Here is a 25,967-nt window from a genome sequence, read left to right as displayed (position 1 = left end):
ACAAAGGAGAAAAATCAGCCACCCTGCTTTTTCAAGGGCATTCAGTTTCGTTCTATTTGCATAAATCATTAGAACGACTGCTTCAACTAACCAACCAAACGCCAACCACTCAACGCCAAATTGGAATGGAATAATTAGGACTCCAAAGGTTAGAGCTGTTCCGTAAAATAGTACCTTTGTTTGTTTTTCCTTCGGTATGATTTGTTCGATAAACATTCCCAACCCAATATACAGAACACAAAAGATAAGCGCTAGTAAACCTCTTAAATCATTCCAGCCTAATGCGTTAAACAAGTAATATAATATAGTGCAACTTATAAACGTATTAATCCCAAGAAGTACAACATCCACCGTTTTCATGGAAACTTTATGTTTAAAAGAAAATACTATTGTAATAGCTAAGTAGATTAAGAAGGTTAATATAGAATACCCCATACTAATCAAATCATTACTAGATAAGGCTATAAGCACTAGCATAGAAGGAATATTAAATAAAAAACTAATATAATGAACAATACTCCATTGCTTTTGGAAAGAAATCCATAGAATTGATATACTTAAGATTAATAAATAACCCATCGCAGCATAGACTGCATTTCCTTCAAGTCCGAAGGCGAGGATATAAGAATAGAGAGGAAAATAACCACCTACTAGACCAAAGGAACATATTGTTCTCGAATGATAGCGAAGAGACAATGCAACAGCTGTTGCTGTAACAACTACCGATAATAGTAATGCTGGATAAAGACCTATGATTTCCAATAAAAAGTAACTGAAAAAAATAGAACCATACAATACAGCGATCCCACCTCCAAGTATTCCCAAAGCAAATGTTCGTTTATCCTTTCGGTAAAATAACTCTCCTGCAAGTAACATTAGAATCCCAAGTGCGAAAAAACCTCCACCTTTAAAGTAATCATTAAACCAATTGGCATAAGAATACCGAAATGCTGCTCCTACACCAAGGATAATTAATAAAATACCTAGCCTGTTAATCCAGTTCAGACCGATTTTTAATTCAATCTGATTTTCTTTCACCCGTTTCTTCATTACCTCTTCTGTTATTTCTTCTTTTGCAAGTTCATCGTAATGCTCTGATACACCTTGAAGTAAGTCCTTTTCCTGCTTTGCTAACATTTCTCGATTTTGAACAACTCGATCCTTTATTTCTAGAGATGTTTGCTTTAATTTCGAAATGATTTCTTCTTTATCATTCTGTAAATTTCCACTTACAAGCTCCATTAGCCGTTTTATTTCACGCTGTGATTCTACTTCAAAATTTTTAAGCCTATTATAATATGGAGCTGTATGATGACCAAAATATGTAGTTAATTTAGCTTTAGACACCTTTAGGATATTACGTTTTTCATCTAACATTTGTTCTTGAAGAGCTTGACGTAACTTCGAATTTTCTGCTTCTATTTTCTTTTGTTTTTCCTTCAAGTCATGAATACTCTTTTTGATCTCATCATTCGATTTTTGAAGTTGTTGGTTTTCTTGAAGAAGATCATGAGATTCATACTCTTGCAAAATAGTTTTACTTTCCATGGCAAGCTTTTCTTGCTCCTTGTTAATTCTCTGGAGCCTTTGCTTAAAATCATCCATATGAGCACCCTCCAAATGGTATAATAGCTCCTAATCTAAGATGGCTTTTCTCTCTTTGTTATATCATATATAAATAAGTTGTCAATTTTTCCCTAATAGAATTAGTTCATAAGGCTTAATGAAAAACCACGGGGAAGCTCCCCGTGGTTGTTTTAAAGTGATAATATTCGTTTTTCCCCTTCAATCGCTTGAATAGGATCAATATTTTGAGTGAATTCTAGTGTACCTTTATATTTATTCTGCTCATCTCGTACGGCAAAGTATCGTATATAGACATATTTATCTTTAAACTTAATCCAAAAATCCTCGGAATCTTTTTTTCCAGATTTGAAATCATCTAGTAAAGCTTCTATTATATGTGCACTTTTAGGTGGATGACAATTTTGCACTGTGCGTCCAATTACTGCCTTGGTACGTGCAAAAATTCTTTCTTTACCATGGGAAAAATACCTGACAATATCCTTGTCATCTATAAACGTAATATCCACTGGTAAATGATTAAGCATTAATTCCAATTGATTTAAGGATAGTACCCCAGTTTCGAGTTTAATGAATCCTTCTGTGTGTGATTCCTCATCAATATTAAAGCGTTCTGGCTTCCATACCGCAGCTGGTTCGGTAAGACAAAACCCTATTTCATCACTTTCATGAGCTATTTTTATCCATTCATCCTCGGTTAAATGACTCAAGGACATTGGAAAGAGAATTTGTTCTTCTCTGTATATCATTGCGGTTACTTGTTCCACAATATAATTTAATCTATTCTGAACGATCTCATTATCTCCTTGATAACTCCCAAGCAGCTTCTTCGTCTCCTTGATAGCATCACGTATATAATCATCTAATCTCCACATATTTACCGATGGACCATTAATACCATATTTCTCAAGGTATGGAAACAATAATTGCTCCTTCCGTGTAAAATGTTTGTCGATATCATACAAGAGGTTGCAGTCTTCTATTAGTGTGTATGTATTGGCAGGAGAGTCCTCTTTAGCAAAATTCTCTATATGGGGCAACAATTTTTCTTGTAGTAAATTTTCTATTGCTCTATTTTCCCTACAAAAAGTATGAATAGGATGGCCCGGTATTTCTTGAGGGTATTCCACCTCTACTATGTTTCCTTCAACAATGGCTAAATGGGCCGCGGATAATCTTTCAAGCTCACTTTTAGACAAATTTCTTTCTTCTAAAATTTCCCGTTGATACTCTGAAAGTTTAATAACTTCCTTTATTGTCACTTTACCTAATTTTTCTTCAACAAATACTTTTACTTCATCTACATTTTTACCATTATAAAGATCCCAAAATATCGTTTTCAATAACTCAAGACGTTCCGAACTCTGGTCCACAGAAGACTGCTCACGGTTGTTAATGATTTCACTCATATATTCTCTCCCCTTCTTAATAAAGTACATTTAATATATGAAGTCTAACACTATCTCACTTGGAAGGTGGTGACCCTAATCACTAAAATATAGGGACGGTTCTCACGATGCTATCTCAATATAAAGTCACGAGAACCGTCCCCATGAATCACATTAATCCAATCCAACCTAACCCGTCGTACGTGCAACAAACTCCTATTAACACATAGGCTATTAAAAAAACGAGGGATACCTTATGGGATTTGCTTTGGCTTTTATGTCAGCTCTATTTTTTTCCATCGCCAACATCCTTTTGAAAAAGGGGATGAAGCATTCAGAGCACAATGGGGTATGGATCATTACATTCATTAACGTATTGGTCTTAGGGGTTATATTGTTGATGTCACTGTTCCTATTGGAAATCCCCTTCGACCTTGATCCTCTTGGTCTCATCATCTTTATACTTTCAGGAATATTTATAAATGTCCTTGGCCGGGGATTATTGTATAGAGGAATTAGACAGATTGGGTCATCAAAGGCTGTTGCCATTAAAAACTCTGCCCCAGTAATTACTTTTATTTTTGCAATCATTGTTATTAACGAACAAATAACAATGTGGCCATTCATAGGAATTATCCTAATATTTATTGGCTTATTTTTCTTAGGAATTCAATTCTTTCAAGAAGAATCTCAACAGGTCCAGAGAGTCGGGTATATGATTTCTCTGTTATCTGCACTTGGATATGGATTAGGACAAGGGATGTCTAAACAAGCAATGGAATATGTACCGAACCCCTTTTTAGGTGTATTCGTCGGAACACTAGCAGCTTTAGTTATCTTGACATTTGTGGAAGGCAGTAAAGGAAAAATTCGTAAGCATCTCTATTCAGCAAAGGAGAACCCATTATATATATGGACAGGTATTATAACTAGCTTGGCACTTTTGTTTTTTTACTTATCTGTGTCTTTTATTCCAGTTAGCTATGCAGTTGCCATTCTTGCCGTTGATCCAGTACTAACTGTGATTCTCGTAACCTTTTTCATGAAAAAAGAAGAAGTCATTTCAAAACTGATCGTGTTTGTAGCCACCATCGTTTTCATAGGAGCAGTAATTATATCCCTAACAGGTGCTTAGAAAATTGCATTAGCACAAAAAATAAGAGAAAGGGATTAAACCTACTCCCTTCCTCTTTAAAATGTACCGTGTCATAAAACAATTAACATGTTTAGAACGAACTGATTTTTAAATGCCTACTGCTACCTTCCTAAACCTAATCCATGTAATCTCTTTTTAATAAAGCAAATAGTAAAACATCTTCATATTTATCATCCAATAATTGATGTTCTCGCAAGATTCCTTCTTGTTGAAAGCCAAATTTACTCATCAATTTAATAGCAGGCTTGTTTTTCCAATTTGTTTGCCCATAGATTTTATTAAGTTGCATCTCATGAAATGCAAAATTTAATAGTGCTATTAAGCATTCTTTTGCATAGCCTTTCCCCCAAAATTGACTGGATAAGTTTCCACCAATTTCTGCATGTTGATTATGGCGATTCCAGTTTTTGAATCCACAAGTTGCTATGATCTCATTTGTTTGTTTTAATTCTACACCCCAAATCATATACTGAGGGCTAAGATTCAATTCTGTGACTTTATTAATATAATCTGCTACTTCTTCAATACTTTGAACGGGATTACTTTCATCTAATTTCATCACATTTTCGTCGGAGAAAAGGCGATAAACATCGTATTTATCACCTTCATGTAATCCTCGAAAAATAAAGTTTTTTGATTCAAAGCTATTTATTCCTATTAACTTATCTTTCATGGAAGGCACCCTTTAATAATATGGTCTAGCGAAAGCGATAGCTCCTAAAGGGAGACCAACTAAAACCCCAGCTGCAAATGGTAGGAAAAACACTCCCGGTCCACTATGACCAGTAGGTCTTGCCCCTTGTCGGATATATACTTTTTCTCGATCGACCCTCTCAATAGTTCCTACATATACCTTTCCATGGTGGTCACGTATTTCCACCTCTCTATGCATATGCTCTGTACAAAATTTATAATAATAGTCGACAGACATGTAAAAAAACCTCCTCAATAATAAACTTGTCATTTAGAAAGGCTTATTAATATCATTAAACCTTCTACTATTTATGGTATGTTCAAATACTATACTTTGTTTTAGTTACGTGCCCGTTCTTTCTTAAAAATAAAAAAAAATCTTTAAACCCTATAAATGCCTATAAGTTCTTCATCTAGGTCTCCCCTCTTTTCATACATGTTGTTGTTAATAAGCATCGGGGAGGCAGTAACATTTGCGTGTGAACTTTCACAAAACTGTAACGAACATGGTCCCTGTTATATAATTAGAATACTAAATTATAATATATGGTCAGGAGAGGTTAGATGGATCGGATATTACGAGGGCATCATTTACTATGCGTACATGGATTTCAGGGGATGGGTTATAGTCCAGAGTTTGTGAAAGAGATGGATGCAATAGTCAAAGACATTAGAAATGAAGAAAAGGAATTCCAAATAAAAGTGGTTAAGGATCTGGATGATACGTGTCAAGCATGCCCACATAATGGTGGAACAATTTGTATTGCTAGCGAAGGTTCAAACGACCATGTAAAGGCAATGGATGGACGGGTCATAGAGCATCTTGGTTTAATCGAGAACAAGACCTACTCTAAAAGTCTATTAGTTGAATGGACTGCTCGACTAATACAACCGGAAGATCTCGATCATTTATGTAAAGGATGTAGCTGGTTACAATATGGTGTTTGTAAGGAAGGAATAAATAAGTTAAAAGATTCTATACCATCAAAAAATTAGATGTAATATAATAATGAAAAGGGAGGTGAAAACAATGGAAGAGGTATTATCTCAGATTCTTCAGCGACTAGATTCTTTGACACAAGGACAAGCCGAAATGAATAGTTCACTTGTTCAACTCAAAAGCGATCAGGACGAAATGAAAAAGTCTCTTGTTCAACTGAAAAGTGACCAAGCTGAAATGAAGCAGGACCAAGCTGAAATGAGGCGAGACCAAGCGGAAATGAAGCAGGATCAAGCTGAAATGAGGCGGGACCAAGCAGAAATGAAGTCCGAACAAGTGGAAATGAGGCGGGACCAAGCTGAAATGAAGTCCGAACAAGCGGAAATGAGGCGGGACCAAGCGGAAATGAAGTCCGAACAAGCGGAAATGAGGCGGGACCAAGCTGAAATGAAGTCCGAACAAGCGGAAATGAAGCGGGATCAAGCGGAAATGAGAAAGGAAGTTGCCTTTTATTACGGAAGTATGATGAAAAAACTAGATGAAGTTAAGATCGAATTAAAGAGTGAAATCAATCATTTAACAAATGTCCAGAAGCAACATCAAAGTGTATTAGAAATAATCAACGAAAAGCAATAACTTCTGTGCAATACTACTTTATTCTCCCTCTAAAAAACCTAACCTAAATATTAACTAAATTTCACAATTTCGTGGGCCCCTCAACGTGTCTTTAAGGGTAAACATTCATTGTACCAATAAAAACAACATTCCCACGATACGTATTCTGGTCGTGGGAAAAACAGTAATTAGGATACATTACTAAAACAATAATCTTCGGCCTAATATAGAGCTTTCTTCACACTCCAGTTATGGTCACCAATGTATTTTCTCATCTCAAAAAAGAGTTATATAAAACTCTTATTATAAGAACTAAAATTTTTTATTAAATCAACGTCTAGATTTAATCATTTTTCACCATAATCTAATACGGAACATTAGAATTTATTATTTTTAAGTGTTATATTATAGATTATTAGTTTCTTTAACTACACCTCTTATCCTTCACTACTTCCTTCGTTTTCAAAAACTTGTTTATTAGATTAATTGGTGGTGTGTGATGGTTAACAATAGAATTTTTCAAACGTTTTATTATGGTTGGTTTATGGTTTTGATTGCCGCCATGGGCGTGTTTTTTTCTGGACCAGGTCAAACCTATTCCAATTCTATGTTTGTAGATGAATACATAAAGAGCTTTGGTTGGTCTAGGACCGAAGTATCTGGATTATACTCTGTGGCTACGTTAATAGCAGGATTTTCTATGATGCTTGTAGGAAGATATATAGATCGATTTGGACAACGTACCATGTTGGTATTCGCCAGTACTGCTTTAGCAGCTGCCTGTTTTTTTAATAGTATTGTAAGTTCCATGTGGATGTTTGCTATTGGGTTCTTCCTCATTCGTTTATTAGGTCAAGGTAGTATGGGGTTAATTCCAAACACTTTAGTTGCTCAATGGTTTATCGAAAAAAGGGGACGGGCGGTAAGCTTTGTCTCATTAGCCAGCTTTGCTAGTGCTATGTTGTTCCCCATAATTAATACATGGTTAATCGAGACATGGGATTGGCAGTTTGCTTGGAGGTTTTGGGGATTTGCTATCTTAGTTTTGTTTGTACCTATTGCTTTTTTTGGAGTACGAAATAGACCAGAAGATGTGGGGCTTGTTCCTGATGGGAAGGTTAAGAAAGAGAAAAACAAGAGAAGTACAGGAATGGGCGTCCCCGTTCCTATCAGTGAGGTAAGTTGGCGATTAAAGGAAGCGACGAAAACAAGAGCCTTTTGGATGATTTTAATTTGTGTGGCAATCCCATCTATGATCAATACAGGAATTACCTTCCATATCATCTCTATCTTTGGGTCGAATCAATTAGAACCATCGGTGGCTGCCATGGTATTAAGCTTAACGGCCTTTGTAGGGATTCCTATGTCATTTATCTCAGGATTTATTACAGAAAAAATTAAAACAAATTATTTACTAGCCATCGTTTTCATTATTGAATTTCTTGTTCTTTTACTCCTTCTAATTTTAACAAATTATTTCGTTGCGATTGTACTTGGCGTACTTTGGGGGGTGGCTAATGGATTAGGGAGAATTTCCACCAGTGTGATCTGGCCAAATTATTTTGGGCGAAAATATATTGGTAGTATTAATGGTGTAGGTGTAACCTTCGGGGTTGTTGGGTCCTCTCTCGGTCCACTACCCTTTGGTTTTGGGTTTGATTTGTTCCAAAGTTATACTCCAGTTTTACTGATGTCACTCATTTTTCCGGTCATCGGCTTAGCTTGCGCGCTTCTAGCAACCAAGCCTAATAAAGAAAAGCTCAAAGAAGCATAAAGTTCAGTAAACATCAAACTAGCACTAACCGCCCAGGTAATAACTTATTATCAGGGCGGTTAGTGTATGATTTTCAAAAATGAATCTTACGAGACTCGGTGAAGATACACGAAACGTTAGACTCTTAGCGACCCACGAAACCCTCTAGCAGCAAAATAGGATTCAGCTCCATTGTGGTACACAAAAACAGTGTCATAGCGACGATCACAAAAGATGGCCCCTCCAAGTTTTCTAATACTCGCAGGTGTTTTAACCCAACTCGACGTTTTCATATCGAAATTCCCAAGATTCTGTAGTTCCCGATATTCTGCTTCCGTTAAAAGTTCAATGCCCATAGAAGTAGCCATATCTATAGCATTATTTTCTGGTTTATGTTTCTTCCTTGACTCCAGCGCTTCACGATCATAACAAACACTTCTGCGGCCCTTAGGACTTTCCGCTGAACAATCATAAAAAATGTATTCGCCCGTCTTTATATCATAATCAACCACATCCGGTTCACCGGCAGTTACTTCCATTTCATTAAGTGACCACATTTTTTCAGTATTAGCTTGCAGCTTTACTCGCACATTTTCCCATTCAATCTCTTTATGACGGTTCATATTTTCCACAAATCGAGCTTCTAAAGTTTTGAGTAATTCCTCACACTGTTCTGGTGACAACTCTTTTTTTTCATTTATCATTATGTAACCTCCTCTGCATGTCCCTTCTTCCTACGAAGAAATCTCCCAAAAACAAAATACTTGATTTTTACCGTGTTCCTTGGCATATCTTTCTGCAAAATCAGCTTTGTCTATCAATTCTTGGATATTCATAGGAGTGTCTTTATCTACACTTGATACACCTATGCTAGCTGTTATTTGATACATATCATTTACATGAATGTTTCGTATTTTGTTTAGAATCCGATAGGCTACAACCTTGGCAATCCCAGAATCCGTATTAGGAAGGATAACAATTAATTCCTCTCCACCATACCGACCAACAATATCACCACTGCGAACAGACTGGAGGATAGTCGTGGCTACACTTTCCAAAATACGATCCCCTTCTGCATGGCCAAATTGATTATTAAAATATCTAAAATCATCAATATCAATCATAATAAAAGAAAGATTCGATTGAAAATCCACTGTTTTTTGAAACTCTTCGTTTAACCTTTTAATAAAATAGTTCCTGTTATAGAGCTTTGTTAAGTAATCAACATGTACAAGTTCATTAAAGATAACCTTTTCAATCTTAGGTGCAATAAATTGTAAAAATTGTTCTATAAAATAAAAGCTTTGTTCAGAAAGAACACTTTGATTTTCTATCAGAATAGTGGAAACAACCTCATTTTCATCGGAGAGAAGTGGAACTCCATGATAATGCAAGTTGTTAACTTCAAATTGACACACTTCCTTTCCTTGAATGACTTTTCTAAAGGCTACATTCACTTTATCATTGGTTATATTCTCACATTGTAACTTATCAGAAACGTATAGTGTCTTCGTTCTCTCTCTATCAATTTTAAAATGAAAATAAACATGATCGAACAACAAATTTTCATGTAGCACTTTCGTTATATTTTTACAGATATCATCAAGGTCCTTGCCAGAATGAACTAATCTAATGCTATCAAACATTATTTCATTTTTTGTGAGTAAATTCATCATTTCTAGCTGCTTATTAAATGGTATCTCTAATGTTAGTTGGTCTATATTTTCAATAAGATTCTCCATTTCCTTTTGTTTAAGAAGATTATTTACCTTGCTGAAATAACTTTTAGACCGAAGAAACATAACTCTTGCTTGGATATAAGATTCCTTTTTCATATAAAATAACCCTTTATAATAATAAACATAGCCAAGATAGCCAAAGTAACCCTTGTTATATACTAAATTTTCAAAATATTTTATATACTTTGCGAATGCTTCATCATTAACTGATTGGATAAAGGCTTCTAGAAGAACCATTGAAAATTCAAGCTTATTTTCTACGCTTAGGTTCTCTTCATCCATACATTTTATTGCCATTGGAATTGTTTTATCATATTGCTTAAGTAAGGTAAAATACTGACATTGAATTAATAGTAGGTCTACTTTGTCCTTATGATTTTTACACACCTTTTCAATAAAAGGCCACAGCCTTGTGGCTTTTTTCACATCATTTTGCTTTACGATAATTTTATATTGAAAAACCAAAGCATCAACTCTTGTGATAGTCAGGTTTTTACTCCGTACTATAGGCTTTATTTCATTAATGAGTTCCAATGCTTGTGCATAATCCTCAATGAGATAGTAAAGCTTCACTAAATTGATTTCATTAAAGTTCGAATTGATTGCTTTTCCAATCCTTTGTGCTTTATTAGCCAGTTCTATAGCATGTTTTGTATCCCCTAAATACTGATAGAACATAAATAAATTTGTATAGGCGTTCATCTCATGTTGTTTATTTCCAAGTGTTATTGCTAAATCCTTCGATTTTATCATGTACTCTTTTGCTCTAATCACGTTCTCTTCCAATAATCCAATGCCCATCAGGTTATAAATATTCATCAACATAGCTTTATGGTTATATTGCTCCGCCAGTGATTCAGCTTCATAAATGAACTGTGCCCTTTCAGTCCAAGGACGATTATTTAATAATTGAAGAATATGCAAATTGTATATCCATCGAATATAATCTACTACTTTTAACTTTTCATGAAGTATCGTACTGTTCTCTTTATGAAAATGGACCATATCCTGTACAAGGGAAGTATCTTTCCCCATATAGGAGAAAAAATAACCTAGAATAACTTGTAAATGCAGCTTCTCATTGAGAGGTAACGATGGAGAATCGATCCGTTCTAAACAAGTCTTTTCATATTGTTTTAAGTAAGTCAAATCACGAAGAGTGATACTGATATATCCCAAGCTAATTAATGCTTTTATGGAATTATGCTTAGTGTATTGTTCATTAAAGTGATTTAACGCTTGTTTAAGATCTCCGTTTTTTTCTAAAACTTTACCAAACATGAGCTGTACACATACAGGTGGCTCTCTATCCACATACTTTTCATACATCATATATGCCTTTTCCATGTTTTGTTTGGCATCGGAAAATAAGCCTTCTTTATAACATCTTTTTGTCTCTAATAATAGGTAGGCTAACACATTCCGGCCCTGTTTAACTGCTTCATATTGAATTGAATTATCATCGTAATTTTTGCTGTTTCCTTTATCATTTCCTTTACGCATGACGAATCTCCTTCATAGCATTTCATTCATAAAGTATTCTATAAGGAAAGTGATTTATCCTTCATTATGAATTTATATGAAAATATGAAGCGATATTTGGAGTTAATAGAAGTACAGGATCCGCCACTTCTCCTAGATACATCACTCATATTTATACCTAGTCTCTCATTCCTTCCACTTCCTTCAAGCTCATTATTTTTGTTCATGTTATATTCACATTCATCAATTATAATAAGAAAAGCGCAAGGCGCCCCAATTACGCCTAAGTACAGCCTACGTCCTGTAGGCAAAGGTTAAATCATCGACATCCTGTCTCCTAGACAACGTTAGAAAAAAATTTATAAATTACCTTTTAAATTAGACTGTACTATTGTATCAACGTGGTAGCGGTTCTTTTACAGACTTAAGCTTAGTATTCATTTCAATATATATAGATAGGGAGAATGTACATGTCAAATAAAAGAGTTGTTATTACAGGTGCGAATAGTGGCTTAGGCTTAGAAACAGCCAAGTATTTTTTAAGCACAGGAAATTCCGTAGTCATAGCGGTGAGAGATATAACGAAAGGGAAATCAGCTAAAGAAGAGCTACTTCAGTTATTTCCAGAAGGTAACATAGATGTTCTTTATCTAGACCTTTCAAAGTTATCCACCATCTATAGTTTTGCTGAAGAATTTGCTAATAAATACGATGTAGTAGATTTACTAATTAATAATGCTGGGGTCATGATTCCACCTTATTCAAAAACGGAGGAGGGCTTTGAGCTTCAATTTGGAGCAAATCACTTAGGTCATTTTGCACTTACAGGGCTTCTGCTTCCTTTATTAGAGAAAGGCCATCACTCTCGTGTTGTGACGTTAAGCTCTATTGCGCATCGAAACGGCGTCATTGATTTTGATAATTTAGACGGGGAAAAAGAATATAAAGCGATGAAGTTTTATAGTCAGAGCAAGCTAGCAAATCTCTTGTTTGCGAAGGAACTTGACGACCGCTTGAAACAATACGGATATAAAACTATCAGCCTAGCAGCACATCCTGGTATTTCTTCTACAAACCTGTTTAGAATTGGAAAAAATAAGACACCTTGGTATATTAAGCCACTTATGAAACTATTTGCTCAATCAGCAGAAAAAGGAGCTCTACCTACAATTATGGCCGCTACTGACGAAGAATTAGTTGGGGGAGAATACATCGGTCCAGACGGTGCAGGTAATCGAAAAGGAAATCCAACAATCGAAATCCCTCACAGAAAAGTCTATAATAAAGAAACAATGAATAGACTATGGGACGTATCCGAACAATTAACCTCAGTAACCTATGACTTTCAGTTAAATAAGCCGATTACTGGATAACTAAAAATTATTAAATGAAGAAGCCAACCCAACAGAGTATTGCAACTACACGTTAAAATACCTGTGGAAAGGCTTCTTTTTTCAAAACAAATCTATAATGGTCTTCGTCCCTGAATGACTCGAATTAATACGACTGCAATTGCTACCACTAGAAGGATATGCAAAAAGCCGCCAAGCACTTGTCCTGAAATCATTCCTAATACCCATAGGATCAATAATATAAAGAATATAAACCACAACATTGAATATCCCTCCTAATAATTTTAACCAATGACAAACAACTCTATTGTTCTATAAAGTTAATTTGTGCTCTCTATAATTATTACTTGGTAAAAACACTTCCCTCGTTTTTTACATCCAAAACATTTTGGGACGGTTCTTCCGATTCATTCGTTTTGCGAAACTAAAGATATTGGTTCCTCTTGTACGTTGGAGCTGAAAATTATCAAATTCAGGAGATACAGCTATTAAACATGTGATAACGGTTGTTTTATCCTTCCTAATACTCCCACATCTAAAGAAGATAGGCTATCTCATTCGGAAATTTCAGTAATTCAAACTGTAAGAAAACATTTAATTTATCTAATCAGAATGAATTTTAATATAGCATCATATATTCCATAATGAAGAATATTAAAGATTAGGTGAAATGGGTGAGGAATATGTATCATGTTAATTTTTATGAAAAGAGAGATATTGTGTTAAGCCAACTTCTCAAAAGTGTACCAGCTGAAGGAGCAGGAATTAAAATCAAAGGCCGTAAAGGGAAAGTAGTTAGTGTGGAAAACCTCCACAACAATATTGTGCATGTTGAAGTAGAGACGGTGAATATTATTGAGGGTGAATTACAAAATAAAAGAAGGTAGCAATTAATCTACGAGTTTGGCATGATAAAATTGAATAAAAAGGTAGATCCGAAGGCTTTAGCATATTGGATCTACCTTTTTTTACTCATCTAAAAATAGTGCTCCTGAAAAAACATGAAATACATTAGTACCAAAATTCCTTTCATTCTTTCCTAACTTTAAAATGGAATGTTTATGGTAAGCATTCCGTGCAGTAAAGCTTTAATTTGGGAGAGGTTTGGTACCATTTTATCGTTTATTTAGGCATTAACCGAACATCTTTATTTTTTCTGTTCTTAACTTCATTCATTTTATTGTAGAAACTATCCTCTAAATCAATTTCAAAATAATTTGCCATTTTAGTGATATAAGCTAGACAATCTGCAAATTCTTTACCAAGATCTTCTTTTACAGCTTCCTTTGCTAGTTCAAAAGCTTTATCTTCATCCATTCCCTCTTGAATACTTTTATTAGCCATATTAAAGGCTCTCCTAAATTCTTCAGCGACTTCGGCCATTTCGGTTGTAAGTAACATATAATTATTTAAAAGTGATGCTCTCGTTCTTTCATAGTTATCATTATGTATTTCCCAGTTCATATCTTTATGATATTGTTTAGCATACGCTTGCATTTCCTTCATAAAAAAACCCCTTTCATAATATCGTAAACTATAAAATTTATACTCCTGAATGATACCACAAACTCTAGGTCATAAAAATAACCCGCCTTGATAATCCAAGACGAGTTTCTAAAAAGGTTTAGCAGCACCTATTCATTGTTGTTCAAATACTTAAATAATTTCATATTTTATATCAATAGGGATATTAGCGTCCTTTAAAAGGTTATATGCTGGACAACGACTCTTCAATTCCTCTATTAATTCGTCAATCTTCTCTCTTCCTGAAGTCATTGAAATTTTAAATAATTGTTTTATTGATTGAAAATGAGGGTTTACGCCTTCCACTCCCTGTAATCCTCGAATATCTATTTCACCAGATGTTTGTATTTCTAATCCGATTAAAGAGATTTCTAATTCATCGCAAATCATACTCATCATAACCGTTTCACAACCAGCTAGAGAAGAGAGAACATACTCCATTGGGTTAGGTGCATCATCTGACCCACCTAACTCTTCCGGTTCATCCATATGAAAAGGGTGGAATTCTCTTACAGATATCTCAGATTTATAACCCTTAAGTAATTTGCTTTTTGATGATAAAGACACGATCGATTTTTTCATATATGACAATCCTTTCAATCATTTTTCTTTTATCTGAGCATTCCTTTAGCTAAGAAGTATTGGTCATCATTGGTAATATTATAGTATTGATGAGCTCTGAATAAACTCCAATTACTCCTATGTCCCATAGCTATTACTTTTCCAGCAGGACTTTGAATTTGATTTAGAGAGAATAATCCAACGGACGAAGAAAATGCGATAACATTTCCCGAGGAATCTTACTAGTTCCGACCTCATAAACGTCTCTGTTTTAACGGGATTATATTCATTTTGGGCAAAAGAGATACTCAATTTCTGTTATATTGTTTCCTAACTCTGTCCCTGATAAATTGAACAATTTACGAAATTTTTTAGTGGATAATCATATACATATGTAAAAAACATTTATATACCTCCTATGAGACAAGATAAATGATTCATAAAGAAATAAATGTCTCATTTATGAATACATATTTAATGAAAGGAGTGACTTCAAATGAATCATTTTCCGTTTTTATATTTAGCTTGTATTCTGGCAGGATTTGCACTGATACGGGTTCCGCTAAATGGATTTTTGGAGCCGTTACAACCTTTAGCTTATCTTATAGGTGTGCTAACAATTCTCTTATTTTCGTGTGTCCTTATTTTTAAGGGAGTAATGATTCTGATTGGAAAAGGGTAGGGTACAACATAATCCGCATTGAACGAATAAATCACCTTTAATTTGTATTTTACTTTATACAAATGACAGACACGACAACAAAGCTAAAGGAACCATACATAATGTAGGCTCCTTTAGCTTTCATCAATAGTGCTCGATTGTCATACAGGACCAAGTAAATTATTTTCTTTAAACAGGTAATGTAATTTTCACCGTCGTCCCATCACTTGGTGCACTAGTAATCTCAAATTTCCCCTCATGGGTCTGAATAATCTTCATCGTCGTCATCATCCCAAGACCTGTCCCCTTTTCCTTTGTTGTATAAAAAGGGGAACCGATCTTCTCTAGAATTTCCTTTGGTATACCGACTCCTTCATCCTTCACCACAATGACAATAGCACCACCGTTATTTTTTACCGAAATATAGAGATTTCCACCACTTTCCATGGCCTCAATTGCATTTTTGATTACATTAATTAATGCTTGTTTTAATTGAGTTTCTATACCTTTGATTTTTGGAAGTACCTCATAATCACTGTGAATTTCAACACCATTCATTAATGCTTGGGAATATAACAATGTAACAACATCTTTAATTATTATTAATATATCAATCATTTGAAAATCGTGTGCCTGAGGTTTTGCCAAAACTAATAACTCCCCTGTAATTAGCTCGATTCGTGATACTTCATCGGAAAGTATCTTAAGGTATTCCTCGTTAGACTGACCCTCCGTTTGTTCCATCAACTGCAAAAATCCTTTTAGTGACGTTAGTGGATTTCGTATTTCATGAGCAATTGATGCTGCAAGTTGACCTACAGCCATAAGCTTTTCCGAATCAACCAAAAGCTTTTCGGTCTCCATTTCTTTCGTTACATCCCTTGCAATTCCATAAACACCCACGATCTTTCCACAGACAATAATCGGCATGTTCGTCACCTTTACATTAATTGTGCTCCCATCTCTGTGTCTGGCAATCGTCTCATAATGTTGGGTTTCTCCCTTTAAAGCCTTCTGAAAATAGTAGTCTACCTCTTCAACCTCTTCCTCCTTTACAAGAGGACTCCAATTCATATTAATAAATTCCTGTTCATTGTATCCAAGAAGTTTTTCCATTGCAGGGTTTACACTTATGTAATTTCCATCCAGGTCAAAGGAAAATACAGCATCAGGATTGTTATGAAACAAGGACTTATAGTGCTCCTCCTGCTTAGTTGCCAATTGCTTTTGCACGGTTATATCTTGAAAAAATACCGTCAGACCATTGGAAGAAGGGAAGGCTCTAACGTTATACCACATGCTTCGAGGCGGCCAGTACATTTCAAAAAAGACAGGTTTTTGTTCTCGAACTGCTTTATGATATTGTCTATATACCTCCTGATTAACAGCTTCCGGAAATGCCACCCATAAATTAAGATTTAATACTTCTTTTTTTTCACGTCCTAATACTCTTACCGCTTCCGTATTAAAATATGTAATGTTCCAATCACTATCTACAGCAAAAAAAGCATCGGATATCCGATCTAAAATATCGTTATTTAACGGCATTCGCACCACCTCTACTTTCACAAATACAGTTTATTAACAATATACTTATTTCTCCAACTTTGTAAAAATACCTTTATTTTTTTGGAATGGTTCTAGTGATTCTTTCGTTTAGCGAAATAAAAACATTGTTTCAGGAAGAAACAGTAAATACGCATAATTATAAACAACTGTTGGGAGCATAGTTTTAGTTGCATCAAATAAAAGAAACCAGTGTTCAGCATAACGAAAATCACTGGTTTAAATCCATTATCATTTTTTTATACAAAATTATAAGCTTAATTTACGGCGACAAAAGCTAATAACCCTAATGGATGTAAATAGTATCGCTATCCTTCCTGTTCATCAATATTGCATATTCTACACCCTGTCGCAGGTATATCAAACAGTCTAATTGCTGAGCTTTCAGCTCTAACTAAAATTTGTTTCAATACTTCTTCTTGCGTGGTCATCAAAGTATTAAAACGCATTGGCTATAACTAAACCAATGCGTTTATGTGTTAGTGTCACTTACATATTAAATTAGGAGACTCTTTAATCTCACTCACCATCATCCACTGACTTTTGATTTATTCTAAACAATGCCTTACTTTTCACACCTGTCGTCTCCGTTACAAAGGATGCTTCTAATATTGCAGATGAATCAATAGAAAGGACGACTTCTTTTAGTTTAGGATATCTAAATCGATCGGTAATACAGTATATGATATGAACCTCTTGATTACTATATCCCCCCACACCATGGAGATAAGTTATAGACATTCCTAATTCATCAATTAACTGTTGTCCAATTTCCTCAGGTTTTTCCGAAATAATCATGACTGATTTACCTTGATTAATTCCATCTAACACAAAGTCAATTGTCTTCGATACGATGAAAAATACAGCGATGGAGAACATTGCCTGTTCTAAGGAAAACACAAAAGCTGCTACAGATAAAATAACGGCGTTAATTAATAATAAGAATTTACTTATAGGTATATGGTATTTTTTGTTAATCCATATGGCAATCATTTCTGTTCCATCAACAGCTCCACCTGCTTTTACTACAAGACCTATACCAACTCCAAGCAAGAGTCCTCCATAGAGAACGATCAACACTTCCGATGTTGTAATCGCTGGAAATGGGGCCATATTAATTAAAGCAATTGTAGTAATGACATTTGCATATAGCGTTCTAATAACAAACTTTTTCCCCATATATTTACCTGCTACATATAGCGAAGGGATATTCAATATAACAAACGTAATCCAGATTGGAAATTTTGAAACAGCATTAATCATAATGGCAATGGCTGTAACACCACCATCTACTAAACTATTTGGTGCTAAAATTAGTTCTAATCCTACAGCTACAATAATAGATCCAATCGTTAAAATAAAATAATCAAAAAGTTTATTCAAAAGGACATCACCATCATTTCTATATAATACCCTCTTTTATTCTACCACAAAAGAAGCGTGGGGACGGTTCTCCCGATTCATTTTCTATTGATTTATAGCTGGCGATACCAAACCGATAATCTGTCTATGCTTTTAGTTTATATATTGTATGGATAATCTAGGTTTAAATATTATTTTATAAGGAAAAAAATGTAAATATCACTTGTGTACAGAGGAGTCATTATGGCTAATACATTTAATCAATGGTTAAATAGACCCTACCTATTTCAATATGGTTTCTTTATCTTTTTTTTCTTTAGTACTTCATTAAATTACATCCTATTACTAAATAACGGAAATTTTTTTATACTATATATCATAACTGTCATTTTATTAGGCATTGGATTTTATAATCGGTCCACTTTATTTCTAACTTTTTTTACCCTTTTAGTAGTGCTATCTAGATATCTTTTAATACCCAGTGTAGATGCAAATTTCAGCACATTAGTCATTTATATCATTACCTACTTATTAATAACTTTTATCTCAGCTTCTTTAATGAGGTATGCTCAAAAGGTAAAATCGTCCAATATTGAACTAACATCAGCATTAGCAAATGCTTTGGATTCAAGAGATTCTTATACTTGGCATCATTCAGAAAATGTTTCAAGGATTTCTTTACAGATAGCAAAAAAAATGAATTTGTCAAAAAATCTATGTGATAAGATTCGGATAGGTGGGTTGTTACACGATATTGGGAAGATCGGAATCCCTGAAAATATACTAACAAAACGAGCTAAATTATCTGATGAGGAATATGATTTAATAAAAACACATCCTATCATTGGCCATGATATCATTAAACACGTATCTACCTTTCATGGAAGTGGCGTATTAGACATCGTATTATATCATCATGAACGGTATGATGGAAAAGGTTATCCTAAAGGATTAAAGGGAAAGAACATTCCTTTAGTTGCTCGAATTGTTGCGGTTGCAGACTCATTTGATGCAATGATTTCCAAGAGAGTTTACAGAAAGGAGTATGACCTTGAATATACCTTAAATGAGCTCAAAAAAAATAAAGGAACGCAGTTTGATCCAGAAATCGTAGATATTTTTCTTCAATCATTTGATGGGGACGGTTCTAGTGATTCATTCGTATATCGAAATAAATAAGTAAAAACCAATGTGACTTCCTCTTACAAAAAAAGATTGTCTCTTATAAAACAAATAAAGAAACAATCTTGTGTTTATCATTATTCAATTGGTGTTAATGTGACCGATGTACTTGTCTCTAAAGAATCTCCATTATTTGCAAAGCATACATATTCTTGCTCTGAATACCTTCCACTTCCCAGAATTGCATTAACCTTTAAACTACCGAAATTACATAGTTAATCATACAATTTAAATGCTAGATTAGGGAATAAATATTTCTTTATAGTTCCTTAATATAAATCATTCTTCTATCAAACTCATTCCATATTATTTAATCAATTTTTTTATATCCGTAATTGCCTGAAGATGCATTCCTTCATGAAAAACTGTTCTCACAAGCACCTGTTCAATTGTTGTGTAGTTTTCCATGCTTGTAGGCGGGAATTCTTCATCAAGTCTATGGCCGTAAACATCTTTTATTTGTTTTATCTGATCCTTAAGAAGTTCTTTCAGTTCCAAAAATGAAGGTGTATCTTCTGTAAAGTCCTCTGGTGTCGTACCAAAACCAAACCAGTCATTAAATACTTTTGGATAGTTACCTCCTTCTTTGGTAACGTCTTCTATCCATAAGTACAGATCCAAATATGTATGACCAAGATTCCATCGAATATTGTTATTAAAGCCATGTGGAATAATATCTGCTTCTTCCTCCGTTACATCTTCCACAACCGCTAAAAGATCTTCCCGATAAATATTCATTTGTCGAAATAATGCTTTATGCCGTTCCTTCACAACAATTCCTCCTGTTCATTTCTTTTATCATTGTTTTTGCCATAGATGTTTCATCTTCTACTATTAGGAATTTCAAATAGCTACAACAACTCTAGCTAACTCCTCTTTTTCAAAAGATGCTTCAATCCACGAAATGGGTGTCCATTTGCTGTCTCAACGATAAATTGAACGAAACCTATAGATATTTTAGATGAGAATAATGGCATTGCCTTTACGGGAAGATCCGATGCTGAGTCCATCAACATTTTAAATTCAGGGTTCAAGTAATCAACCTTTCCTCCTGTTTGTTTTGCAAGCCCTTTTTCTAGACCTTTAAAGATCATCCGGCATAATCTACTTGTTTCCTTCATCTCCTTTAACGAGCTTGTTATATCATAGGTTCCTTTTGTTTGTGGAACATATTCCTCAAAATCCTTATGAATTGTCAAGAAGTCCTCTTTTGAAGGGTCTTCATCAAAGGTATAATACCAACCGCTACATTGAGATTTTATCGGTTCCTCACCTTCTAACGTAACAGGGTCTTTCAGGCGTATATCCTCACAACTAGATCCAAGCTCAATGACATATATGCCACGTTCTACTATCCAATCTGATCTTTTACTGTCATAGATCGCAAAGTCCCTTTTCGTTAGTTTTAAAGTAATCTCTTTTCTTTCTATTGGTTGAAGATGTACTTTCATAAAACTTTTCAGTTCCCGTTTGGGTCTGTAGACCCCACCTGTTTCAGGAGAAACATAGACCTGAACTACTTCAGCACCTGCTACCTTCCCACTATTTAATATTGTAGCTGATACTGTTACATCACCATTCTCCTCAAGGTGAACGTTCATGTTCAAATAGTCAAATGTCGTATAAGATAATCCGAAACCGAACGGGTATCTTACTTTTGTACCAGCTGTTGTAAAATAACGATATCCACAAAACATACTTTCCAAATAAGGTGTTTGTTTTGGATTTACTAGATAATAACTGCTATTTACAACATCTTCATACGTATAAGGATAGCTTTCAGTAAGTTTACCGCTAGGATTAACAGCGCCAAACAACAGATCTGCTGTAGCCTGTCCTCCTGCTTGTCCAGAAAGCTGCATGTGCAAAATCGATTTCCCTTTGTTTTCCCACGGCATTTCAATGGCACTTCCACCTACTAACACAATGACGACGTTTTCTTGAACTTTGGAAATTTCATTTAGTAACTGGATCTGATTATGAGGTATTCGCATGTGCAGCCGATCAAAGCCCTCACTTTCGAAAATGTCTGTTAGACCCATACACACTACGGCTACTTCAGCTGATTTTGCAAGCTTCACTGCATTTTCTTGGAGATTTTTTTCTACTTTATCTTCAATCGTGTAACCTTGCTCATATGTTACCTCATCAGAATAGCTTCTAATAGCCTCTAAGAGACTTACTAATTTAGTTGGGGTTACCTGTGACGATCCACTTCCCTGATATCGAGGGGTTTCTGCTAGTTTTCCAATGACTGCAATTTCAGCGCCTTTTTGGAGTGGTAAAAGTTGACCTTCATTTTTTAACAGAACTCCTGAAGCTTGTGCTATTTCTCTCGCCAATTGATGGTGTTCATTGAATATCTCATCCGAAGAAACTTCCATTTGGTCCGTTGTCCGTTCAATCAACGTTAAGAGACGATCTACACTGTCATCTATTGTTTTCTCCATTAGGATACCTTGTTCCACCGCTGACTTTACTTCCTGATCAAATCGGCCGTTACTGCCTGGCATTTCCAAGTCTAGACCTGCCTTGAAGGCTTTAATCCGATCATTCATTGCCCCCCAATCAGTGATCACAGCACCGTCAAATCTCCATTCCTTACGAAGAATGTCCTGAAGAAGCATCTTATTATCACTGCAATATGTTCCTTCCACCTTGTTATAAGCACACATGACCGTAGTAGGCTTTCCTTCCTTCACTGCTGCTTCGAAGGGTGATAGATAGTATTCTCTCAGGGCACGTTCATCTACAAGTACGTCCGTACTCATCCGTTTTAATTCCTGATTATTTAAGGCGAAGTGCTTTAATGATACACCAGCTCCTGTACTTTGGCAGCCTTTGATCCAGACAGTCGATAGTGAACCAGAAAGGAATGGATCCTCACTGAAGTATTCAAAATTACGGCCACATAAAGGGTTTCTCTTCATGTTTGTACCAGGGCCAAGGACGACGTTAACACCGATTTTTGCCGCTTCCTTTCCGATCGCTTCTCCCATTCTATAAATAAGCTCATTGTCCCATGCAGCGCTTACGGCACTAGCTGTTGGAAAACAAGTGGTTGCACGGCTAGCATTCAAACCAAGGTGGTCACTGTTCCCTTCCTGTTTTCTCAGTCCATGAGGTCCATCACTTAAAAACAAGGACGGAATTCCAAGCTCTTTAAATTCTTTCGTTTCCCAGAACGACTTTCCAGAGCAGAAAGCAATCTTCTGTTCCAGGGTCATCTTTGAGATAGTTTTCTGATGCCTCATTTTTTGGAATTCGTGGGGACGGTTCTCTTGAGTTTTTAATCTATATTCATTCATATTGGTACCCCTGCTCTCAATAATCTTCGGTATATCAAATAGGTAATCATACACTCGGCTAATGCACTTTGAAAAGATATAATTTTCTAATGGGACTCTCTTTTTTTCGAAGAAAATTCTTAACATGACTGTCTGATGGAACCTATTAATATCCTCTACTATTTTTACTTCGGGAATTATGTATTGAATACTGAAGTTTCTAGTTCCTTTTGTGAATAGAAGGATAGATAGAACATCTTTTCAGCAGTATGGTCACTTATTTATTTTTAAAGGAATCATCATATTTTCCATTCTAACCTTAAATTTTTCAAAATCCATTGTTCCTTTCAGTTTGAATTGTCGTACTTCATTCTGCATCCAATCCCATTCTTCTTTTAGCTTAGGGGATAAATCTTCCTCTTTCTTCCGGATTTCTCGTAAAATATGAATATGTTCTTCGATAAAGGAATCGTATGTATATTCATTTTCTTCCTTTGGTCTACATTCTTGTTGAAAATCATTGGGTTCAATAATTATTTGTTTAGCAGCATTTACTGTTTTGTTTTCCTTCCACCTTCGTTCCCACTCATCTCTTTCTTTTATTCTCTTTTCAAGTAATCTTTGCATCATTAAATCTTCTAGTAGTTCCTCCAGCTCCTTTATTTGCTCATCAAATAAAGGAAGACCAATTTCCCTTTGCTTTTTGATAAATAATGGGACATTTATGCCTTTTTCTTCATACCATTCAAGGTTTGTAAATTGCTGATTCTTTATTTTTAGCAATAATTCATCTCGTTTTGTATTTATTTGTAAAATCCCTTTTTTCACATCATTCACCACATCAGCAGTCAAACCGGTATAATGTGAAATACACGTAGAACCAAGCTTGTACGTTTTATCTTTCTTTACATGGTAAACAATATATTGAAACCGTATCGATTTTCCGCATTCACACTTAAATGGTTTGTTTCCTTTTCCACCATCCAAAACTTCTACTAGTTCCCAATCATCAATAGCATTTCTCTTTTCTTCATCCGTAGCATGGATGTCAAGGATGATACCTTTTCTTTCAGCTAAAGCCTCAAACCATTTATCTCTTCTTCGTTGTTTCGTATATTCCATTATCCATTCTTGTTGCTCTAAAGTGAGTGTCTTCCAAATACCATCAATGTCCTCCTTACTTAACGGGAATTGCATAGTGAACCCCTCCCTTTGATTTGTATTGTTCGAGGGAACTCGTGGGGACGGTTCTAGTGATTCTTTCGTTTTGCTAAACGAAAGAAATAGATCCCCCCTACCCTCGTACATTCCAATCAATGTTGATATTTTCTCCCTCTCGATGCCATAGATTTCTTCCACCGTACTATGGCCACAAAATCCCACTCTCTATGCTACATGAATTGTGTATATGATTGATGTTTTAATAATTAATATAGTTCATCGAATGAAATTAATCACTTACGGTTGCCGTTATGTTATTCATTACACCGAATCTACCGAGTTTCCAATATAGCTGTACTGATTGTATGCTAAAGTGCTGAAACCAAGATAGCATTAACTATTCACTTACTTTTAGTTTCAAGCATTCCTATTCAAAAAATAATCCAAAAATTAATTACTACGCTATATAAAGTAAATTTCGACAACAGCCAAAATATTCCTGCTGGTTTTTGGGGACGGTTCAAATGAATCATTTGTTCAGCTAAACGAAAAAATCGCGAGGCCATTCCCCGCGATTCTTACTATTTGTTAAGGTCTTCTTTTCCTTCATCCACTTTTCTTTTGAACTTACTAAATAGAATTTTGAGTAAGTAAAACAAAGCAATGTATATAGCGGCAAAAATCAAACCATCTAACCACAAGAATTGATCTTGGATAAAGTAGAGAATACCTACAAAAACTACATACATTATAATAAATCGAATGGCTATTTTAACTATTTCTTGATTCATGTTATTTTTCCTCCGTTATTTAAAAAGATATGTAGGATTTTCTGGCCTCAACTAATAGACTAACATATTTTGAGGAGTCATGGGTTTTATGAGTGTTTTCTAGAAAAAGCATAGGGACGGTTCTGATGCGTTTTTTGAAATCGTTAAGTGTCATTAAAAGTCACTAAAAGTTCACTAAGCACCATCCCTCTCCTACTTCCTGTGGCCAACGGTTAAATTATCGACCTCCTGACTCCTAGACATCGTTAGTAATAAACTTATAATTTTGGCCTTTTAAAAAAGACCCTAATAAAGGGTCTTAATTTTGATTTGTTTCTTGTGATTTTTTATGGTGTACTAAAATACTTATAACACCTCTCTCTAGTCGTTTTTTGTTCGCTTCCAAGGTGTCCCTAAGTATGGGAGTGCCCAACGATCAACGCCATACCAACCTGCTACTTTCCAAGCAAGAATGAGTAACATAGCAATTAAAAACATGACTGGATTCGTGCTTATTGTTCCTGCTAGCAAAAAGGATATATTCATTAAAGCACCAAAAAAGGCAGCGATTCCTGTTAAGAACCCAATTATTAATCCTAATCCAACAAGAACCTCGCCCCAAGCTACTAAATAGGCAAATACCGTAGCGTTTGGAATAATCGCATTTTCTAAAATCCATGCATACCAATTGGCAACGTCTCCTTCAGCTGCTCGTGCTAATGCACCTTGCATATACCCTTCAATTGCGGCACCTGCGTTTTCGCCAGTCCATCCTTCAGCACCTACTTTCCCCCACCCAGCTGTAAGCCAGGCATAACCTAGATAAAGACGTAAAATTAACCAAATTAGTGCAGATCTCGTGTTTGTAAATAAAAATCTAGAAATTGGATTTTCTTCTACAATCACTTCACTACCGCGATTACCACGTTTAACTTCTACCATAATGCTTTCTCCTCTCTTTATATATTTCGTTTTCTAAAAGAGTAACTTCATGCTGATATTTTATGTTAAATTTTACAAACCTTTTCCCTAAATTTGAGAAAATAAACGACTGAGAAGACGGAACTTTTGGAATAACTTCCAGTTCAAACATCTGGACTTTAGGAAATAAAAAAGACCCTATACAAGGGCCAAAAACTATAATCGCTTTTCCGTTATTAAACAGTACATAAAAACTCATGAGAACCGTCC

General features: G+C 35.1%; 24 protein-coding genes. 7 read left to right on the top strand and 17 right to left on the bottom strand.

The window, feature by feature from the left end; genetic code table 11:
* Positions 1–1,605, bottom strand: a 1,605-nt coding sequence (locus QA612_RS20110) for a DUF2339 domain-containing protein (RefSeq protein ID WP_278285620.1), incomplete at its 3' end; no start/stop codon positions are given.
* A gap of 152 nt (positions 1,606–1,757) precedes the next feature.
* Positions 1,758–2,993, bottom strand: coding sequence for a DUF438 domain-containing protein (locus QA612_RS20105; RefSeq protein WP_278285619.1), 1,236 nt, complete (start codon positions 2,991–2,993; stop codon positions 1,758–1,760).
* 235 nt (positions 2,994–3,228) lie between these two features.
* On the opposite strand from QA612_RS20105, the gene QA612_RS20100 reads away from it, so the two are divergent.
* The gene (locus QA612_RS20100; RefSeq protein ID WP_278285618.1) at positions 3,229–4,107 is read left to right on the top strand and encodes a DMT family transporter; all 879 of its coding nucleotides are present in this window, start codon (positions 3,229–3,231) and stop codon (positions 4,105–4,107) included.
* 136 nt (positions 4,108–4,243) lie between these two features.
* On the opposite strand, the gene QA612_RS20095 is transcribed toward QA612_RS20100, so the two are convergent.
* Together QA612_RS20095 and QA612_RS20090 are read right to left on the bottom strand one after the other, a co-directional pair.
* Complete coding sequence (locus tag QA612_RS20095) at positions 4,244–4,801, bottom strand: GNAT family N-acetyltransferase (protein ID WP_278285617.1); 558 nt, start codon at positions 4,799–4,801, stop codon at positions 4,244–4,246.
* Positions 4,802–4,813: 12 nt separating this feature from the next.
* Positions 4,814–5,059 (bottom strand): hypothetical protein, encoded by a 246-nt coding sequence (locus QA612_RS20090; RefSeq protein ID WP_278285616.1) that lies wholly within the window; start codon positions 5,057–5,059, stop codon positions 4,814–4,816.
* Between the two features lie 326 nt (positions 5,060–5,385).
* On the opposite strand from QA612_RS20090, the gene QA612_RS20085 reads away from it, so the two are divergent.
* From QA612_RS20085 to QA612_RS20075, 3 genes are all read left to right on the top strand, one after another.
* Positions 5,386–5,817, top strand: coding sequence for a DUF1284 domain-containing protein (locus QA612_RS20085; protein WP_278285615.1), 432 nt, complete (start codon positions 5,386–5,388; stop codon positions 5,815–5,817).
* Between the two features lie 34 nt (positions 5,818–5,851).
* Positions 5,852–6,397 (top strand): hypothetical protein, encoded by a 546-nt coding sequence (locus tag QA612_RS20080; protein WP_278285614.1) that lies wholly within the window; start codon positions 5,852–5,854, stop codon positions 6,395–6,397.
* A 478-nt stretch (positions 6,398–6,875) separates the two neighbouring features.
* Entirely contained in the window at positions 6,876–8,150 is a 1,275-nt protein-coding gene (locus tag QA612_RS20075; protein WP_278285613.1) for an MFS transporter, read from the top strand.
* Between the two features lie 116 nt (positions 8,151–8,266).
* Here the strand turns inward: QA612_RS20075 and QA612_RS20070 are convergent, their stop codons facing one another.
* Both QA612_RS20070 and QA612_RS20065 read right to left on the bottom strand, forming a co-directional pair.
* Positions 8,267–8,833, bottom strand: a complete 567-nt coding sequence (locus QA612_RS20070) for a DUF4256 domain-containing protein (protein ID WP_481804458.1) — start codon at positions 8,831–8,833, stop codon at positions 8,267–8,269.
* Positions 8,834–8,863: 30 nt separating this feature from the next.
* The gene (locus QA612_RS20065) at positions 8,864–11,371 is read right to left on the bottom strand and encodes a diguanylate cyclase (protein ID WP_278285612.1); all 2,508 of its coding nucleotides are present in this window, start codon (positions 11,369–11,371) and stop codon (positions 8,864–8,866) included.
* A gap of 449 nt (positions 11,372–11,820) precedes the next feature.
* Between QA612_RS20065 and QA612_RS20060 the strand changes: the two genes are divergently transcribed.
* Positions 11,821–12,723: an oxidoreductase gene (locus tag QA612_RS20060; protein WP_347568887.1), complete on the top strand. Its 903-nt coding sequence runs from the start codon at positions 11,821–11,823 to the stop codon at positions 12,721–12,723.
* Between the two features lie 92 nt (positions 12,724–12,815).
* Here the strand turns inward: QA612_RS20060 and QA612_RS20055 are convergent, their stop codons facing one another.
* Positions 12,816–12,965 carry a lmo0937 family membrane protein gene (locus QA612_RS20055; RefSeq protein WP_278285610.1) on the bottom strand — a complete coding sequence of 50 codons (150 nt, stop codon included), beginning with the start codon at positions 12,963–12,965 and terminating at the stop codon, positions 12,816–12,818.
* Between the two features lie 420 nt (positions 12,966–13,385).
* Between QA612_RS20055 and QA612_RS20050 the strand changes: the two genes are divergently transcribed.
* Positions 13,386–13,589 carry a hypothetical protein gene (locus tag QA612_RS20050; RefSeq protein ID WP_278285609.1) on the top strand — a complete coding sequence of 68 codons (204 nt, stop codon included), beginning with the start codon at positions 13,386–13,388 and terminating at the stop codon, positions 13,587–13,589.
* A 235-nt stretch (positions 13,590–13,824) separates the two neighbouring features.
* Here QA612_RS20050 and QA612_RS20045 read toward each other — a convergent pair whose 3' ends face one another.
* The 4 genes from QA612_RS20045 to QA612_RS20030 all read right to left on the bottom strand — a co-directional run bounded on the left by QA612_RS20045 (position 13,825) and on the right by QA612_RS20030 (position 18,397).
* Positions 13,825–14,208, bottom strand: a complete 384-nt coding sequence (locus tag QA612_RS20045) for a MazG nucleotide pyrophosphohydrolase domain-containing protein (RefSeq protein ID WP_278285608.1) — start codon at positions 14,206–14,208, stop codon at positions 13,825–13,827.
* 150 nt (positions 14,209–14,358) lie between these two features.
* The gene (locus QA612_RS20040; RefSeq protein WP_278285607.1) at positions 14,359–14,808 is read right to left on the bottom strand and encodes an OsmC family protein; all 450 of its coding nucleotides are present in this window, start codon (positions 14,806–14,808) and stop codon (positions 14,359–14,361) included.
* An 829-nt stretch (positions 14,809–15,637) separates the two neighbouring features.
* Positions 15,638–16,996: a PAS domain-containing sensor histidine kinase gene (locus QA612_RS20035; RefSeq protein WP_278285606.1), complete on the bottom strand. Its 1,359-nt coding sequence runs from the start codon at positions 16,994–16,996 to the stop codon at positions 15,638–15,640.
* 537 nt (positions 16,997–17,533) lie between these two features.
* The gene (locus tag QA612_RS20030; RefSeq protein WP_278285605.1) at positions 17,534–18,397 is read right to left on the bottom strand and encodes a YitT family protein; all 864 of its coding nucleotides are present in this window, start codon (positions 18,395–18,397) and stop codon (positions 17,534–17,536) included.
* Positions 18,398–18,619: 222 nt separating this feature from the next.
* Here QA612_RS20030 and QA612_RS20025 point away from each other — a divergent pair, with 222 nt between their 5' ends.
* Positions 18,620–19,555: an HD-GYP domain-containing protein gene (locus tag QA612_RS20025; protein ID WP_278285604.1), complete on the top strand. Its 936-nt coding sequence runs from the start codon at positions 18,620–18,622 to the stop codon at positions 19,553–19,555.
* Positions 19,556–19,864: 309 nt separating this feature from the next.
* Here the strand turns inward: QA612_RS20025 and QA612_RS20020 are convergent, their stop codons facing one another.
* The 6 genes from QA612_RS20020 to QA612_RS19995 all read right to left on the bottom strand — a co-directional run bounded on the left by QA612_RS20020 (position 19,865) and on the right by QA612_RS19995 (position 25,956).
* Positions 19,865–20,329 carry a DinB family protein gene (locus QA612_RS20020; protein ID WP_278285603.1) on the bottom strand — a complete coding sequence of 155 codons (465 nt, stop codon included), beginning with the start codon at positions 20,327–20,329 and terminating at the stop codon, positions 19,865–19,867.
* A 95-nt stretch (positions 20,330–20,424) separates the two neighbouring features.
* A complete protein-coding gene (locus QA612_RS20015; RefSeq protein WP_278285602.1) occupies positions 20,425–22,866 on the bottom strand; it encodes a beta-glucosidase in 2,442 nt (813 codons plus the stop codon).
* A gap of 252 nt (positions 22,867–23,118) precedes the next feature.
* On the bottom strand, positions 23,119–24,042 hold the full coding sequence (locus tag QA612_RS20010) for a hypothetical protein (RefSeq protein WP_278285601.1): 924 nt from the start codon (positions 24,040–24,042) through the stop codon (positions 23,119–23,121).
* A 545-nt stretch (positions 24,043–24,587) separates the two neighbouring features.
* Positions 24,588–24,797: a hypothetical protein gene (locus tag QA612_RS20005; RefSeq protein WP_278285600.1), complete on the bottom strand. Its 210-nt coding sequence runs from the start codon at positions 24,795–24,797 to the stop codon at positions 24,588–24,590.
* Positions 24,798–25,157: 360 nt separating this feature from the next.
* Entirely contained in the window at positions 25,158–25,718 is a 561-nt protein-coding gene (locus QA612_RS20000; protein ID WP_278285599.1) for a DoxX family protein, read from the bottom strand.
* The gene (locus QA612_RS19995) at positions 25,705–25,956 is read right to left on the bottom strand and encodes a hypothetical protein (RefSeq protein WP_278285598.1); all 252 of its coding nucleotides are present in this window, start codon (positions 25,954–25,956) and stop codon (positions 25,705–25,707) included. The genes QA612_RS20000 and QA612_RS19995 overlap by 14 nt, the downstream gene beginning before the upstream one ends.
* Between the last annotated feature and the right edge of the window lie 11 nt (positions 25,957–25,967).

It is taken from the genome of Evansella sp. AB-P1 (genome assembly GCF_029688925.1).
Lineage (GTDB): Bacteria > Bacillota > Bacilli > Bacillales > Salisediminibacteriaceae > Evansella.
The sequence above is the reverse complement of the archived record's forward strand: the minus strand, read 5'-3'. Positions and strand labels throughout refer to the sequence as shown.

Bases quoted from the DNA above. Each gene is read 5' to 3' on its own strand.
- QA612_RS20025 (WP_278285604.1), top strand. From the start codon at position 18,620: ATGGCTAATACATTTAATCAATGGTTAAATAGACCCTACCTATTTCAA.
- QA612_RS20100 (WP_278285618.1), top strand. From the start codon at position 3,229: ATGGGATTTGCTTTGGCTTTTATGTCAGCTCTATTTTTTTCCATCGCC.
- QA612_RS20045 (WP_278285608.1), bottom strand. From the start codon at position 14,208: ATGAAGGAAATGCAAGCGTATGCTAAACAATATCATAAAGATATGAAC.
- QA612_RS20075 (WP_278285613.1), top strand. From the start codon at position 6,876: ATGGTTAACAATAGAATTTTTCAAACGTTTTATTATGGTTGGTTTATG.
- QA612_RS20080 (WP_278285614.1), top strand. From the start codon at position 5,852: ATGGAAGAGGTATTATCTCAGATTCTTCAGCGACTAGATTCTTTGACA.
- QA612_RS20085 (WP_278285615.1), top strand. From the start codon at position 5,386: ATGGATCGGATATTACGAGGGCATCATTTACTATGCGTACATGGATTT.
- QA612_RS20105 (WP_278285619.1), bottom strand. From the start codon at position 2,993: ATGAGTGAAATCATTAACAACCGTGAGCAGTCTTCTGTGGACCAGAGT.
- QA612_RS20070 (WP_481804458.1), bottom strand. From the start codon at position 8,833: ATGATAAATGAAAAAAAAGAGTTGTCACCAGAACAGTGTGAGGAATTA.
- QA612_RS20010 (WP_278285601.1), bottom strand. From the start codon at position 24,042: ATGCAATTCCCGTTAAGTAAGGAGGACATTGATGGTATTTGGAAGACA.
- QA612_RS19995 (WP_278285598.1), bottom strand. From the start codon at position 25,956: ATGAGTTTTTATGTACTGTTTAATAACGGAAAAGCGATTATAGTTTTT.
- QA612_RS20095 (WP_278285617.1), bottom strand. From the start codon at position 4,801: ATGAAAGATAAGTTAATAGGAATAAATAGCTTTGAATCAAAAAACTTT.
- QA612_RS20035 (WP_278285606.1), bottom strand. From the start codon at position 16,996: ATGCCGTTAAATAACGATATTTTAGATCGGATATCCGATGCTTTTTTT.
- QA612_RS20040 (WP_278285607.1), bottom strand. From the start codon at position 14,808: ATGAAAAAATCGATCGTGTCTTTATCATCAAAAAGCAAATTACTTAAG.
- QA612_RS20065 (WP_278285612.1), bottom strand. From the start codon at position 11,371: ATGCGTAAAGGAAATGATAAAGGAAACAGCAAAAATTACGATGATAAT.
- QA612_RS20055 (WP_278285610.1), bottom strand. From the start codon at position 12,965: ATGTTGTGGTTTATATTCTTTATATTATTGATCCTATGGGTATTAGGA.
- QA612_RS20005 (WP_278285600.1), bottom strand. From the start codon at position 24,797: ATGAATCAAGAAATAGTTAAAATAGCCATTCGATTTATTATAATGTAT.
- QA612_RS20090 (WP_278285616.1), bottom strand. From the start codon at position 5,059: ATGTCTGTCGACTATTATTATAAATTTTGTACAGAGCATATGCATAGA.
- QA612_RS20015 (WP_278285602.1), bottom strand. From the start codon at position 22,866: ATGAATGAATATAGATTAAAAACTCAAGAGAACCGTCCCCACGAATTC.
- QA612_RS20050 (WP_278285609.1), top strand. From the start codon at position 13,386: ATGTATCATGTTAATTTTTATGAAAAGAGAGATATTGTGTTAAGCCAA.
- QA612_RS20060 (WP_347568887.1), top strand. From the start codon at position 11,821: ATGTCAAATAAAAGAGTTGTTATTACAGGTGCGAATAGTGGCTTAGGC.
- QA612_RS20000 (WP_278285599.1), bottom strand. From the start codon at position 25,718: ATGGTAGAAGTTAAACGTGGTAATCGCGGTAGTGAAGTGATTGTAGAA.